Source organism: Pseudomonas sp. 21615526 (assembly GCF_013386245.1).
Taxonomy (GTDB): Bacteria; Pseudomonadota; Gammaproteobacteria; order Pseudomonadales; family Pseudomonadaceae; genus Aquipseudomonas.
This window is the reverse complement of record NZ_JACAOM010000063.1, coordinates 132,151-146,588: the sequence shown is the minus strand read 5'-3', so window position 1 is coordinate 146,588 and position 14,438 is coordinate 132,151. Positions and strand designations below refer to the sequence as shown.

Genomic DNA, 14,438 nt, shown 5'->3' with positions numbered 1-14,438 from the left:
CCGCATCTTTTGTCGATGCGGGCTTCGTTTCAGTGTGAAAAGTGATGGATATTATTGGTCGCGGGAGCGCTCGGCGGCCAGGCGTTCGGCCAACGCATCAACATCGGCGATAGGCGGCTCGGGCAGGATCTTCAGCGTCGCCTGCATCAAGCGCATCTGCCGGATAAAGCGCCGGCAGTTGGGGCAGAACATCAGGTGATGGCGCACCAGCAGGCGCTCGCGAAAGGTCAGTTGCCCATCGAGATAGTCACTGGAACGTGCCACTTGTTCCTTACAGGTCAACATTCGCCGGTTTCCTCAAAATGCTCCACCGTGGCGAAGACTTTAAGCCGTGCTCGATGCAACAGCACACGAACATTGGAGAGCGATAGCGTCAGAAGATTACAAATCTCCTCCAACTCCAGCCCCTGGCGCTCACGCAGCAGCAGTACGCTGCTTTGCAGCTCGGAAAGACTGGCCAGTGTGTGCTCCAGGCATTTACGCAATTCGTCTTCAGTGAGCAGGGCTTCGGGCGTGTCCTGGTGCCAGGCAAACGGCGCGACGGCCCAGTGGCCATCTTCGGGCACAAAGCGATCATCACCGATGGTGCCATGGGGCGCCGGCAAGTCATCGAGCAGTACTTCCCGGCGGTTTTGCTTGTAGCGGCCCTTTGCCGAGTTGGCAGTGATGGTCAGCAGCCAGGTCTTGAGGCTGGAACGCCCCTCAAACTTCGCCAGGTTACGCACCACCGACAGCCAGGCGTCCTGCACCACCTCGTCGGCATGGCGCTGGCCAACGATGGCATAGGCCACGGCGCGCATGGCGCTCTGGTAAGTGGTGACCAACTCCTTGTAGGCCCGCTGCTCACCCTTGAGCAATCGTTCAAGCAGGTGCGCGTCGTCCGCTGCTGCCATTCAAGACCTCGATTTCAAAACATGATCAGCGTTTGCGCAGGATCACGCTACCAATCGAATACCCGGCGCCAAACGAGCTAAGCACAGCCACAGCGCCCTTGGGCAAGTCGTCCTGGTAGGTGTGGAACGCAATCACCGAACCCGCCGAACTGGTGTTGGCGTAAGTATCGAGGATCACCGGCGCCTCTTCCACAGAAGCCTCGCGGCCCAGCAGTTTCTTCACGATCAGGTGATTCATGCTGAGGTTGGCCTGGTGCAGCCAGAAACGCTTCACATCGCCGACATTCAGCTGGTTTTCCGACAGGTGCTTGCCGATCAACTCGGCGACCATCGGGCAGACATCACGGAAGACCTTGCGGCCTTCCTGCACGAACAGCTTGTCCGGGGCACCAATCCCCTCTTCCGCCGCGCGGTTGAGGAAGCCGAAGTTATTGCGGATGTTGTTGGAGAACTTGGTCAGCAACTTGGTGCTCACCACGTCGAACTGATGCTCGGAAGTGGCCAGGTCGGCCCGCTCCAGGATCACGGCGGTGGCCGCATCGCCAAAGATGAAATGGCTGTCGCGGTCGCGGAAATTCAGGTGGCCGGTGCAGATCTCCGGGTTGACCATCAGGATCGCCCGCGCCTGGCCCAGCTGGATGCTGTTGGCGGCGTTCTGGATACCGAAGGTCGCCGAGGAACACGCCACGTTCATGTCAAAGCCAAAACCCTGGATACCCAGCGCTTCCTGGACTTCGATGGCAATCGCCGGGTACGCCCGCTGCAGGTTGGAACAGGCGACGATCACACCGTCGATATCGGCGGCGGTCTTGCCGGCACGCTGCAACGCTTGCTCGGCAGCACTGACGGCCATCTGGCAGAGGATCGACCATTCGTCGTTGGAGCGCTCGGGCAGGCGTGGCGCCATGCGTTGCGGGTCGAGAATGCCGGCCTTGTCCATGACAAAGCGGCTCTTGATGCCCGAGGCCTTCTCGATAAAGGCGGCGCTGGATTCGGTCAGGGCCTCCACGTCACCGCGTTCAATGGCGGCGGCGTTATCCAGGTTGAACTGTTGCACGTAAGCATTGAAAGACTGCACCAGCTCTTCGTTGGAGATGCTGTTGGCCGGGGTGTACAGGCCTGTGCCGCTGATGACGACGTTATGCACGGTCGTTCCTCTAAATCTGTTCAGGCAGAAGGGTATTGGTACCGTCGTACCAAACCGTAAGTAGTTTTATGCCGCCCAGCGGCCTTCAAACTGGAAACGCTTTATTCCATCGCGCCACGGCTGCACCAGCCCAACTCGACGATCCCGGCATTTATAACCGCGAAGTTTGCCACAACATCGGACACTTGGCGCCTATCCCGCACAAACACCTTCCCTGTGGCGAGCGAGCAAGCTCGCTCGCCACAGTTGCTTGCCGCACGTCGGTCACGCTTCGACCAGGCTCCATTGCTTGCTCAGGCGCTTGTCGGAAATCGGTACCTTGGTGCCCAACTGCTGGGCAAACAGCGAAACCCGGTATTCCTCCAGCCACCAGCGATACAGCTCCAGCTGAGGGTCGCGCTTGCCTTCCTGGGCGTGTTTGTTCAGGCGGTTCTGATACTGGCTCCACAAGCCGCCCAACTCGGTACTCCAGACCCGGTCCTTCTGCACCTGGCTTGGCAATTTCTCCAGGCGCAGCTCGATGGCCTTGAGGAAGCGCGGCAGTTCCTTGAACCATTGCGCCGGGGTTTCCCGTACGAAACCGGGGTACACCAGATTGCTCAGTTGCTGCTTGATATCATTCAGCGCCACCGCCTGGGCCAGGTCAATCCTGCCCTTGAAGCGTTTTTGCAGGCCATGCCACAATTTCAAAATTTCGAGGGTCAGGCGCGCCTGGCGCTCGGCGTGCTCGGTCCAACTGCCACGCTTGCGCTCGGCCAGGGCGGCCAGGCCGGCGCCGTCCCGCGGCAGGCTGGCTTCGCCTTCCAGCACGCAACTGTCGAGGCTGGCCAACAGAATGTCTTCCACCAGGGCTTCGATACGCCCCAGCTCGCGGTACATCAACCCCAACTCGGTCAGGCCCGGCAATTTGCCCCGCAGGAACTTTGCCGGCTCGGCCAGTTGTTGCAGCAGCAGGCGCTGCAAGGCTCGACGGTGCTGGAACTCAGCCTCGGCAGCGGTAGAGAAACGCCCTTCCTTGACCGTGCCGTTTTCTTCGACCAAGGCCGGATACACCGTCATCGAAAGCCCGGCGATGTTTTGCTGGGTTTTCTCGGCCACCGCCGCGAACACCTTGGCCTCCACCGGCTGCTGGCTCTTCGCAGTCTGCGGCACCGCCAACGCAGCTTGGCTGGCCTCGGCGAAACGCGCGGTCAACTCGGCCAGGTCGCGGCCTTCACCGAGGAACTTGCCCTGGCCGTCGACCACTTCCAGGTTCATCTTCAGGTGGCTCTCCACCTGCTGCGCAGCCTCGGCCCAGGCTTCATCGCTGACCCGTGCCCCGGTCATGCGCAGCAACTCGCGCCCCAAGGCCTGAGGCAACGAGCCTTGGCCAAACTCGATACGTTGCAACGCCGCCTTGACGAAATCCGGCACCGGCACGAAGTTCTTGCGCAGGGCCTTGGGCAAGTTGCGCACCAGGGCAATGCACTTGGCCTCGATCACACCCGGCACCAGCCATTCCAGGCGCTCGGGCGGCAAGGCCGGCAACAACGGCGCCGGTACGCGCAGGGTCACACCGTCCCGTGGATGGTTGGGTTCGAAGTGATAACTCAAGGCCAGCGCCAGGTCGCCCAGGTGCAAGGTGTCGGGGTAATGGGCGGCGGTGACTTCGCTGGCCTCGCGGGCCAGTACGTCTTCTTCGCGCATGATCAACAGCTGCGGGTCTTTCTGGCTGTTGACCTTGTACCAACTGTCGAAGGTCGCGGTCTGGTGAATCTCCGCCGGCAGGCGCGCGTCGTAGAAGGCGTACAGGGTTTCTTCGTCCGCCAGGATGTCGCGCCGGCGGGCCTTGGCTTCCAGTTCGTCGAGCTGCTCCAGCAATTGCTGGTTGGCCGTCAGGCAGCGCGCTCGGGACTGGATCTCGCCGCGCACCAGGCCTTCGCGGATAAACAGCTCGCGGGACGTCACCGGATCAATCGGCCCGTAATGCACCGGCCGGCGCCCGACGATGATCAACCCGAACAGGGTGATCTGCTCAAACGCCACCACCTGGCCGCGCTTCTTTTCCCAATGGGGCTCGAAGTGGTTTTTCTTGATCAGGTGCCCGGCCAACGGCTCGATCCAGTCGGCGTCGATCTTGGCCACCATCCGCGCGTACAGCTTGGTGGTTTCCACCAGCTCGGCGGTCATCAGCCATTGCGGACGCTTCTTGCCAATACCCGACGACGGGTGAATCCAGAAACGCCGCTGACGCGCGCCGAGGTAATCGCCCTCTTCGGTCTTCTGGCCAATCTGGCTGAGCAGGCCGGACAGCACCGCCTTGTGCAGTTTGGGGAAGTCCGCCGGTTCTTTGTTGACGGTCAACTGCATGTCGCGACAGATCAGGCTCAACTGGCGGTGGGAGTCACGCCACTCCCGCAAGCGCAGGTAGTTCAGGAAATTCTTGCGGCACCAATTGCGCAGCGGGCTGGCGGTCAATTCCTGGCGCTGCTCTTCAAAACCACGCCACAGGTTCACCAACCCGGCGAAGTCCGAATCCGCGTCCTTCCATTGTGCGTGAGCCTGGTCGGCGGCTTGCTGGCGCTCCGGCGGACGCTCGCGCGGGTCCTGGATCGACATGGCGCTGGCGACGATCAGCACTTCCTGCAGGCTGCCAAGCTTGGCTGCCTCCAGCAACATGCGGCCCATGCGTGGGTCCACCGGCAGACGCGCCAACTGGCGGCCCATCGGTGTCAGCTGGCTGTTGCGGTCAACGGCGGACAACTCTTGCAGCAGGTTGAAACCGTCGCTGATGGCCTTGCCGTCCGGCGGCTCGATAAACGGGAAATCGGTGATCTCGCCCAGGCGCAGGTGCAGCATCTGCAGGATTACGGCCGCGAGGTTTGTGCGAAGAATCTCGGGGTCGGTAAATTCCGGGCGCCCGATAAAATCCTCTTCGCTGTACAAGCGCACGCAGATACCGGGTTCGACCCGCCCGCACCGGCCTTTACGCTGGTTGGCACTGGCCTGGGAAATCGCCTCGATCGGCAGTCGCTGCACCTTGGCCCGGTAGCTGTAGCGGCTGATGCGCGCGGTGCCACTGTCGATCACATAACGAATGCCTGGCACGGTCAGCGAGGTTTCCGCGACGTTGGTCGCCAGCACCACACGCCGGCCTGGGTGCGACTGGAAGATCCGCTGCTGCTCCGCCGGAGACAGGCGCGCATACAGCGGCAGGATTTCAGTGTGCTTGAGCTGGGCCTTGCGCAGCATGTCGGCAGCGTCGCGAATCTCGCGCTCGCCGGGCAGGAACACCAGCACATCGCCGGGGCTCTTGCGCTCGCTGCGCTCGAAGGCGGCGATCTCATCGAGAGTGGCGAGAATCGCCTGGTCGACGGTCAGGTCGTCCTCGACGCGGTTGCCCTCCTCGTCCTGCTCCAGGGTCAGCGGGCGGTACCAGGTTTCCACCGGGAAGGTGCGGCCCGACACCTCGACAATCGGCGCATCGTCGAAGTGCTTGGAAAAGCGCTCCAGGTCGATGGTGGCCGAGGTGATGATGACCTTGAGATCCGGGCGACGCGGCAGCAGGGTTTTCAGATAACCCAGCAGGAAGTCGATGTTCAGGCTGCGTTCGTGGGCTTCGTCGACGATGATCGTGTCGTAGCGTTCGAGATAGCGGTCGTTCTGGGTTTCGGCCAGCAGGATGCCGTCGGTCATCAGCTTGATCAGGGTGTTGGAATCACTCTGGTCTTCAAACCGCACCTGATAACCCACCAGGGAACCCAGCGGCGTTGCCAACTCTTCCGCGACCCGGCTCGCCACGCTGCGCGCCGCAATCCGCCGCGGCTGGGTGTGGCCGATCAGGCCGTATTGGCCGCGGCCGATTTCCAGGCAGATTTTCGGCAACTGGGTGGTTTTACCCGAACCGGTCTCACCGGCAATGATCAGCACCTGATGCTTGAGCAACGCTTCCTTGATCTCGTCACGCTTGGCGGCGATCGGCAGGCTGTCGTCATAGCGAATCACCGGAAGGCTGGCGCGCCGCGCCGTCACCTGAGCGCAGGAGGCCTGCATCCGCGTCACCCACTGCGCAAGTTTTTCCTCATCGGGTTTCTTGCGCAGCTCAAGCAGCTGCCGCCGCAAGCGGTGGCGGTCGGCGAGCATGGCGTGATCGAGGTTTTTCAGCAGTTGGTCGATAGCGGGCGCTTGGTCAGTCATCAGGTACGCAAAGGTCGTCTATGTAGGCAGGGGGCGGATTGTCGCAGAAAAGCGCCGCCGCGCGCTCCCCTCATTCATTGTCCAGGCCCTTGCGCCGGTAAGGAAACACATCGATTACCTTGCCGGCGCGAATCGCCTCTTGCAGGCCTTTCCAGTAGTCGGCGTTGTACAACTCGCCGTGCAGTTCGTCGAACAGGCGGCGCTGGTCGGAATCAGCAAACAGGAATGGCGGGAACTCCTCGGGGAACACGTCCAGCGGACCGATGGAATACCAGGGCTCGGAGGCCATTTCATCTTCCGGGGTACGCGGCGCCGGGATGTGGCGGAAGTTGGCCTCGGTCAGGAAACAGATTTCGTCATAGTCATAGAACACCACGCGACCGTGGCGGGTGACGCCAAAATTCTTCAGCAGCATGTCGCCCGGGAAAATATTCGCCGCCGCCAGTTGCTTGATCGCCAGGCCGTAGTCTTCCAGGGCTTCGCGCACCTGGGCTTCGTTGGCGTTTTCCAGGTAGAGGTTCAGCGGGGTCATGCGCCGCTCGGTCCAGCAGTGGCGGATCAGTACCGTATCGCCTTCGACTTCGACGGTACCGGCGGCGACTTCCAGCAGTTCGGCCAGGCATTCAGGCTCGAATTTGCTCAACGGAAAACGGAAGTCGGCGAACTCCTGGGTGTCGGCCATGCGCCCTACCCGGTCGACACTTTTCACCAACCGGTACTTCTCGATCACGGTGGCGCGGTTGACGTTTTTCGACGGTGAAAACCGGTCCTTGATGATCTTGAACACGGTATTGAAGCCCGGCAGGGTAAACACGCTCATGACCATGCCGCGCACGCCCGGCGCCATGATGAACTGGTCATCGGTGGTGGCAAGGTGGTTGATCAGCGCCCGGTAGAATTCGGATTTGCCGTGTTTGTAGAAGCCGATGGAGGTGTACAACTCGGCGATGTGCTTGCCCGGCAGGATGCGCTTGAGGAAGCCGATAAACTCCGCCGGCACCGGCACGTCCACCATGAAATAGGAGCGGGTGAACGAGAAGATGATCGACACATCGGCCTCGTCGGTGATCAGCGCGTCGATCTGGATGCCGCGCCCTTCCCGATGCAGCAGCGGGATCACCAGCGGCCACTGTTCGTCGCGGGTGTAGATGCGCCCGACGAGGTACGCGCCTTTGTTGCGGTACAGCACCGAGGAGAATAGTTCGACGTTGAGGTCCGGGTCCTTGCACACCCAGTCCGGCAGGTTTTCGCGCAATTGCGCCTCCAGGCGGCGCAGGTCGGCGGGCAAGTCGGCGTAGGGTTCGCTGAAACGGTAGTCGGCGAAAATCTGCTCCAGCATGCCCGCCAGCTTGCCGCCCGGCTTGTAGGTGCGGGTTTGCGCCGCCCGGGCGCGGCGCAGGCTGGGCCGGGTGGTGTGGATGAACATGCAGCCATCGCTGATCAGGTCATGGCTGAACAGGCCGCAAAACGTCGAGTTGTACCAGGTCTCGGACAGCTCATCGTCAAACCGCAGGTCGATCAGGCTGATGTAGGCACTTTTCACCAGCGGCCAGGCGGCAATGTCGAGCAACATGGCTTCATCGAAAGCTGCCCGCAGCCGCGCCGTGACTTCGCTGACCTTCTCTTCGTAAAGATTGATGCGCGCAGCCGATGCCGCCTGCCCTTGCTGCCACTGCGCCTTTTCAAAACGCTCCCGGGCGCCGTCGGTGATCTGGCGGAAGTGCTCGCGGTAGTCGTCGAAGCCGTCGAGGATCATCTGCGCAATGTCGAGGGCGGGCGTTGGCTGCGGCATTCGGGAAACCTCTGCGGGCATTTGGAGTGAGCTGAGCTTAGCCAGTGTGCGGGAACAGGAGAAGGATCATTTTTCATTCAGACTTGTACAAGATTGTTCATTTCGTACATTTATTTACTCTTTATTTAATTCGACTAACTGGTCAACAAAAAACCCGCGCGTCACCCTCCCCGCATTAAACGGTTCATCTACAGGCCTTGTGTGACGTGGCCTGCCTGTGCGAGCCGGGGTAAATAAGAGTCTTTGCTCTACTGCCCCGGTACTGCTGGCTTCTCGACCATTGGATCCAACGTAAGGGAAACCCTGACTACCCTAGCTAGTGGCACTTTGCTATATAGCGCGCCCTCTCCCACCTAACAAGGTCAGAAGACCGATCCGGGAACAGGTTCTAACCGCCAAAGGAGCATTGAGATGTCATTGAGGAATATGGGGATCGGCCTGCGCGCCAGTCTGAGTTTTGGGGTTTTGGCCAGCCTGTTGATCGTGGTCGGCCTGTTTGGTTTAGGCCAGATGGCCAAGCTGCGGGAAAGCGCACTGATCATCGAAGAGGCGTGGATGCCGAGTATTGAAAACATTCACGACAGCGCCGCCTACGTCGCCAGCATCCGTCTGGAAGCGTTGCGCTTGCTCACCACCGATGAGTCCCGGGTGCGTGACAACAGCAAAAACCTGATCACCCGCCAGCGTGGCGACCTTGAAGAACTGCTGAACCGTCACGAAACCCTGCTGAGCAACGAGCAGGAACGCGACCTGCTCAAACAGTTGAAAGCCAACGTTGCGAGCTATATGACGATCGTCGGCCAGATGATTCAACTGGTCGACCAGGACCAGCAGCAAAACGCCATGGACCTGCTCAACAGCCGCCTCGCCCCCCAAGGCATGGTCCTCAACAAAAGCCTGGAAGACATGATCACCTTCAACCAAAAAGGTGTGGAAGACGCCGCAACATCGGCGGCGCAGATGTACACCAGCGCCCAATGGGTGGTCGGCACCATCATCGTCACCGCCCTGATGGCAACTTTGCTGCTGGCCTGGCTGCTGACCCGCAGCATCACCGCGCCCATTGGTCAGGCACTGACAGTGGCCCGCACCATCGCCTCCGGCGATCTGAGCCGGCCGATCGTCGTGGAGGGCAAGGATGAGCCGGCGCAACTGCTCACCGCGCTGGCCACCATGCAGGCCAACCTGCAGGAAACCATCCGTGGCATCAGCGAATCGTCGCAGCAGTTGGCCTCGGCGGCGGAGGAGATGAGTTCGGTAATGGAGCAGAGCACCCGCGGCCTGCAAGCGCAGAACGACGAGATCGAACAGGCTGCCACCGCCGTGACGCAGATGAGCGCGGCAGTCGATGAAGTGGCGGGCAATGCGGTGTCCAGCGCCGAAGCCTCCAAGGCCTCCGACGAAGACAGCAAGCACGGTCACTACCAGATCAGCGAAACCATCAGCTCGATCCAGAACCTGGTGGACGAAGTCCTCGGTGCCTCGACCAAGGCCGAGGGCCTGGCGGCGCAGGCCCAGGACATCAGCAAGGTGCTTGAAGTGATTCGCGGGATTGCCGGGCAAACCAACCTGCTGGCACTCAACGCGGCGATTGAGGCGGCACGCGCGGGCGAGGCCGGTCGTGGTTTTGCCGTGGTGGCTGACGAAGTGCGCTCCCTGGCACAACGCACCCAGGACTCCACCGAAGAAATCGAGCAGATGATCAACGGTATCCAGCAAGGTACCCAGGACACCGTCGGCGCCCTGAACAGCAGCGCCGAACACGCCGGCCAGACCTTGCAGCGGGCCAACAGCGCCGGCAGTGCACTGGAGAAAATCACGGCGGCGATCTCGCAGATCAGCCAGCGCAACCTGGTGATCGCCAGCGCCGCCGAGCAGCAAGCGTTGGTGGCCCGTGAGGTGGACCGCAGCCTGGTGAACATCCGGGACCTGTCGACGCAAACCGCCGCCGGTGCCACCCAGACCTCGGCGGCCAGCCAGGAACTGTCGCGGCTGGCGGTGGACCTCAATGGCTTGGTGACGCGTTTCGTGCTGTAAAACATGTATTAGCGATTGTGTCAGACAGGTCGGTGGGCAACACTTCCGCCCTTATCAAACTGGAGTTCCTCCGTGAGACCTGTCGACACCCTGCACCTGTTGGTGCTGGCCGCTATCTGGGGCGCGAGTTTTTTGTTCATGCGAATTATCGCGCCGGAAATCGGCACCCTTCCTACCGCGTTTTTCCGGGTGTCGATTGCCGCCACCGGCCTGCTGGTGATCCTCGCCATGATGCGGGTGAGTTGGGATTTCCAGGGCAAGTTCAAGACGGTCCTGTTGCTCGGGGTGATCAACTCGGGCATTCCCGCGACCATGTATTCAGTGGCGGCCCAAGTGCTGCCGGCCGGTTACTCGGCGATCTTCAATGCCACGACGCCACTGATGGGCGTGCTGATTGGCGGGTTGTTTTTCAGTGAGCGCCTCACGCCGTCGAAAATCGCCGGGGTATGCCTGGGCCTGTTCGGCGTTGGCATCCTGACCCGCGCCGGGCCGGTGGCCTTCGACATGGAATTGTTGATGGGTGCGCTGGCATGCCTGTTGGCGACCACCTGCTATGGCTTTGCCGGCTTTTTGGCACGCCGCTGGCTCGATCAACAGGGCGGGCTGGACAGTCGCCTGGCGGCCCTGGGCAGCATGCTCGGGGCCACGCTGTTCCTGCTGCCGCTGTTTGCCTGGAGTGCCATCAGCCATCCACCGGTCAGCTGGGGTGGCTGGCCTGTATGGTTGTCGCTGCTGGGGTTGGGGCTGGTATGCACGGCGTTTGCCTACATCCTGTACTTCCGCTTGCTGACGTCCATCGGCCCGGTGAAGTCGATGACCGTGACCTTCATGATTCCGCCATTCGGGGTGTTGTGGGGCGCGTTGCTGCTGGATGAGCCGTTGTCCATGGCGCATCTGTATGGCGGGTTGTTGATTGCGGGGGCGTTGTGGCTGGTGCTTCGGCCGGGGAAATTGGCCCGCAAGCTGTAGGAGCTTTTTGGCTCCTACAGCGTTGGTTTTATCAGCCCTTACGGAACACAAAAGCCAATCCGACGATGATCAAGCCCATCCCCAGCAAGCTCAACATTGCCAGCTTGTTGCCGAAGATCAGGTAGTCCATCACCGCCGTCACCGCGGGCACCAGGTAGAACAAGCTGGTGACATTCACCAGGTTGCCCCGGGCAATCAGCCGGTACAGCAACAGCGTCGCCAGCAACGACACCACCAGCCCCATCCACAGCACCGGCACGAAAAAGCCGGTGTTGTGTTCAAAGTGGAACGGCTGGAACGGCACAAACACCGAGCACAACAGCAAGCCGGCCAGGTATTGCACAGGCAGCGTGCCCAACGGGTTATCGGTGATGCGCTTCTGCATGATCGAACCAAAGGTCATGCTGGCCAGGGCCAACAGGCCAAAAAGCATGCCTGCCAGGGACATGCCGGACATCCCGATGCCCTGGTACACCACCATGATCAACCCCGCCAATCCCAGCGCGAGGCCGAACATCCGGCTCCAGGAGCGCCGGCGCTCCATCAACACCACGGTCAGGATCGGTTGCACGCCCATGATGGTTGCCATCATGCCGGGCGTGACTTTGAGGTCCAGGGCCAGCAGATAGAAAATCTGGTAGGCCCCCAACAGCACCAGCCCGGTAGCCGCCGCGTAAAGCATCGGCTTGCCGGGACGCGGCAACCTCAGCTTGAGGATCGGTACCAGTATCACCAACCCCGCCAGGGCGATGGCGAAACGGATCAGCAGAAACGCAAAGGGTGAAGCGTGGGCCAGGCCCCATTTGGAGAAAATCGCCCCGCTGCTCCACAGCAAGACAAACAGGCTCGTCGAGGCCGCCGCGGCCACGGATTGTTTCGAAAGAACAGACATGGATACCACCTGTGATCAGGCAAAAAGCCAACTCAGCAACAGCTGAAATTCAGTAGGTTTTTTCAGGCGGGCACAGGGGAACAGCCATCAGCTGATCAGCCCGAAATGCCAACACCCGGCGGTGATACGACTGCGTACACCGGCGTGCTACTGACAGGTGGGGGGTAGTGACTGATCTGCGCAGGCTGCTGGCTCCCGCACGGCACGACCGCAGCGTTGACCGCTGAATCGACTACCGCTATGCGCAGGGAAGCTGGCATGTGCTGATCTTTTATGGAGGGATGAACAAGGTGTCTGGAAACACCTGCGGCCGACTATAACCAGCTGGGGACATGCTTTGCAATAACTTCGCCCGCACAAATCCAGCGCATAAAAAAACCGCTCATCGGAGCGGTTTTTTCGAGCCTGCAAACGCCTTAACCAAACAACCAATACCCCAGCGCCGTCAGCACCACCACCGCCAGCACTGGCCGCAGGATGCGATAAGCCTTCGGATGCTTGCGCTTCCACTGCTTGACCACGCCACTGAAGCTGTCGCTGAAGCGCTTGCTCCAGGCATACGCCTGGTTGATCCCGCCAACGCGTTCGTCATCCAGGTTCTGCGGTGCGGTGGCGCGCCCCAGTTGCGCGCTGACCCAACGGTTGATGCGGGTCATAAGGCGGTTGCTCAGCGGGCGTTCGATGTCGCAGAACAGGATCACCCGGGTGTGCTCGGTTTCGTTCTTCACCCAGTGCACGTAGGTCTCGTCGAACATTACGTCTTCACCGTCGCGCCAGGCGTACACCTGGCCGTCGACGAAAATACGGCAGTCATCGGAGTTCGGCGTGGACAGCCCCAGGTGATAACGCAGCGAACCGGCAAACGGGTCACGGTGCGGGTTGAGGTGGCTGCCACCTGGCAACAGGGCGAACATCGCGCCCTTGACGTTGGGAATACTGCTGACCAGGGCCACGGTTTTCGGGCACAGCAGTTCAGCCGACGGCAACGGTTTGTCGTACCACTTGAGGTAGAAACGCTTCCAGCCCTTCTTGAAGAACGAGCCGAAACCGGCGTCGTTGTTCTTCTCCGCGGCGCGGATGTAGCCCTCGTCGAACAGGTGCATGGCCTCTTCGCGAATCACTTCCCAGTTGTCCTTGAGCACGTCCAGCTCCGGGAACTTGCTGCGGTCCAGGTACGGCTTGGACGGCACGGCGGAGAAGATGTACATCAAGGCGTTGTACGGGGCGAACAGCGCTGAATGGTTGACGAACTGACGCAACATCGGCAAACGGGCCTTGCCACGCAAATGCACATACAGCGTGCTGCCGATAAACAGCAGCAACACCGACAGTTTGGCGGCCAAAGAAAAGGTCATGCAGCAACTCCTGGAAATAGGCGTCTGGCCATTAGCCTCCCGTTAAGGGGAAACCAGACGTAGCAGCCGGCCATGATAAACACTCCGGGCCTCGGGAAAAACCCGCGCACTCCAACAATCAGCATCTAGCGGTGCGCGATAACGGGCCAATTATGCATAAGGGCCACGCCATCGCGCTGATTTGAATCAAGCCTGGTTTTCCTGATCGGTGAACAAATCGGCGAACAGCATGCTCGACAGGTAGCGTTCACCGGAGTCCGGCAGCACCACGACGATGGTCTTGCCCTGCATTTCCGGCTTCTCCGCCAGTCGCACCGCCACGGCCATCGCCGCGCCGCAGGAGATACCACACAGAATCCCCTCCTCCTGCATCAGGCGCAACGCCATGGCCTTGGATTCTTCGTCGCTGACCAGTTCGACCCGGTCGACCATCGACAGGTCGAGGTTCTTCGGCACAAAACCGGCGCCGATACCCTGGATCTTGTGGGGGCTGGGCTTGATCTCTTCACCGGCCAGCGCCTGGGTAATCACCGGCGAACTGATCGGCTCGACCGCCACCGACAGGATCGGCTTGCCCTGGATGTTCTTGATATAGCGCGACACCCCGGTGATGGTGCCGCCAGTGCCCACGCCCGCTACCAGCACGTCCACCGCGCCATCAGTGTCATTCCAGATTTCCGGACCGGTGGTTTTCTCGTGGATCGCCGGGTTGGCCGGGTTTTCGAACTGGGCCGGCATAAAGTACTTGGCCGGGTCGCTGGCAAGGATTTCGCCGGCTTTTTCAATCGCGCCCTTCATGCCCTTGGCCGGCTCGGTCAACACCAGTTCGGCGCCGAGGGCCTTGAGCACCTTGCGGCGCTCGATGCTCATGGAGGCGGGCATGGTCAGCAACAGCTTGTAACCACGGGCGGCGGCAACAAATGCCAGGCCGATCCCGGTGTTGCCGGAAGTCGGCTCGACAATGGTCATGCCCGGCTTGAGTTTGCCGCTGCCTTCGGCATCCCAGATCATGTTTGCGCCAATCCGGCACTTCACCGAATACCCCGGGTTACGCCCTTCGATCTTGGCCAGGATAGTCACGCCACGCGGCGCGATACGGTTGATCTGAACCAGGGGCGTGTTACCGATGGAGTGCGCGTTGTCTGCAAAAATGCGGCTCATGACGGGTCCTTAAGGC

General features: G+C 61.0%; 10 protein-coding genes. 2 read left to right on the top strand and 8 right to left on the bottom strand.

Annotation, left to right across the window (positions count from 1 at the left end):
- Positions 1-51: 51 nt before the first annotated feature.
- From HX786_RS18570 to aceK, 5 genes are all read right to left on the bottom strand, one after another.
- The gene (locus HX786_RS18570; protein ID WP_003210701.1) at positions 52-285 is read right to left on the bottom strand and encodes an anti-sigma factor; all 234 of its coding nucleotides are present in this window, start codon (positions 283-285) and stop codon (positions 52-54) included.
- Positions 279-893 (bottom strand): RNA polymerase sigma factor, encoded by a 615-nt coding sequence (locus HX786_RS18565; RefSeq protein ID WP_003210700.1) that lies wholly within the window; start codon positions 891-893, stop codon positions 279-281. Before HX786_RS18565 ends, HX786_RS18570 begins: the two co-directional genes overlap by 7 nt.
- A 25-nt stretch (positions 894-918) precedes the next feature.
- Positions 919-2,040: a beta-ketoacyl-ACP synthase III gene (locus HX786_RS18560; protein ID WP_003210699.1), complete on the bottom strand. Its 1,122-nt coding sequence runs from the start codon at positions 2,038-2,040 to the stop codon at positions 919-921.
- Between the two features lie 264 nt (positions 2,041-2,304).
- Positions 2,305-6,216 (bottom strand): ATP-dependent RNA helicase HrpA, encoded by a 3,912-nt coding sequence (gene hrpA / locus HX786_RS18555; protein ID WP_178912442.1) that lies wholly within the window; start codon positions 6,214-6,216, stop codon positions 2,305-2,307.
- A 70-nt stretch (positions 6,217-6,286) separates the two neighbouring features.
- Positions 6,287-8,008, bottom strand: coding sequence for a bifunctional isocitrate dehydrogenase kinase/phosphatase (gene aceK / locus HX786_RS18550; protein WP_178912441.1), 1,722 nt, complete (start codon positions 8,006-8,008; stop codon positions 6,287-6,289).
- A gap of 411 nt (positions 8,009-8,419) precedes the next feature.
- On the opposite strand from aceK, the gene HX786_RS18545 reads away from it, so the two are divergent.
- Together HX786_RS18545 and HX786_RS18540 are read left to right on the top strand one after the other, a co-directional pair.
- The gene (locus HX786_RS18545; protein ID WP_177040342.1) at positions 8,420-10,045 is read left to right on the top strand and encodes a methyl-accepting chemotaxis protein; all 1,626 of its coding nucleotides are present in this window, start codon (positions 8,420-8,422) and stop codon (positions 10,043-10,045) included.
- A 72-nt stretch (positions 10,046-10,117) separates the two neighbouring features.
- The gene (locus HX786_RS18540; RefSeq protein WP_003210695.1) at positions 10,118-11,014 is read left to right on the top strand and encodes a DMT family transporter; all 897 of its coding nucleotides are present in this window, start codon (positions 10,118-10,120) and stop codon (positions 11,012-11,014) included.
- A 31-nt stretch (positions 11,015-11,045) separates the two neighbouring features.
- Here HX786_RS18540 and HX786_RS18535 read toward each other — a convergent pair whose 3' ends face one another.
- The 3 genes from HX786_RS18535 to cysK form a co-directional block, all read right to left on the bottom strand.
- Positions 11,046-11,906 carry a DMT family transporter gene (locus tag HX786_RS18535; protein WP_178912440.1) on the bottom strand — a complete coding sequence of 287 codons (861 nt, stop codon included), beginning with the start codon at positions 11,904-11,906 and terminating at the stop codon, positions 11,046-11,048.
- 416 nt (positions 11,907-12,322) lie between these two features.
- Positions 12,323-13,261 carry an aspartyl/asparaginyl beta-hydroxylase domain-containing protein gene (locus tag HX786_RS18530; protein WP_003210693.1) on the bottom strand — a complete coding sequence of 313 codons (939 nt, stop codon included), beginning with the start codon at positions 13,259-13,261 and terminating at the stop codon, positions 12,323-12,325.
- 186 nt (positions 13,262-13,447) lie between these two features.
- A complete protein-coding gene (cysK, locus tag HX786_RS18525) occupies positions 13,448-14,422 on the bottom strand; it encodes a cysteine synthase A (protein ID WP_010176514.1) in 975 nt (324 codons plus the stop codon).
- Positions 14,423-14,438: the final 16 nt, after the last annotated feature.

What these genes read in the sequence shown, in the direction of transcription:
- HX786_RS18570 (WP_003210701.1), bottom strand. Translation starts at nt 285, where the DNA reads ATGTTGACCTGTAAGGAACAAGTGGCACGTTCCAGTGACTATCTCGAT.
- HX786_RS18565 (WP_003210700.1), bottom strand. Translation starts at nt 893, where the DNA reads ATGGCAGCAGCGGACGACGCGCACCTGCTTGAACGATTGCTCAAGGGT.
- hrpA (WP_178912442.1), bottom strand. Translation starts at nt 6,216, where the DNA reads ATGACTGACCAAGCGCCCGCTATCGACCAACTGCTGAAAAACCTCGAT.
- aceK (WP_178912441.1), bottom strand. Translation starts at nt 8,008, where the DNA reads ATGCCGCAGCCAACGCCCGCCCTCGACATTGCGCAGATGATCCTCGAC.
- HX786_RS18545 (WP_177040342.1), top strand. Translation starts at nt 8,420, where the DNA reads ATGTCATTGAGGAATATGGGGATCGGCCTGCGCGCCAGTCTGAGTTTT.
- HX786_RS18535 (WP_178912440.1), bottom strand. Translation starts at nt 11,906, where the DNA reads ATGTCTGTTCTTTCGAAACAATCCGTGGCCGCGGCGGCCTCGACGAGC.
- HX786_RS18530 (WP_003210693.1), bottom strand. Translation starts at nt 13,261, where the DNA reads ATGACCTTTTCTTTGGCCGCCAAACTGTCGGTGTTGCTGCTGTTTATC.
- cysK (WP_010176514.1), bottom strand. Translation starts at nt 14,422, where the DNA reads ATGAGCCGCATTTTTGCAGACAACGCGCACTCCATCGGTAACACGCCC.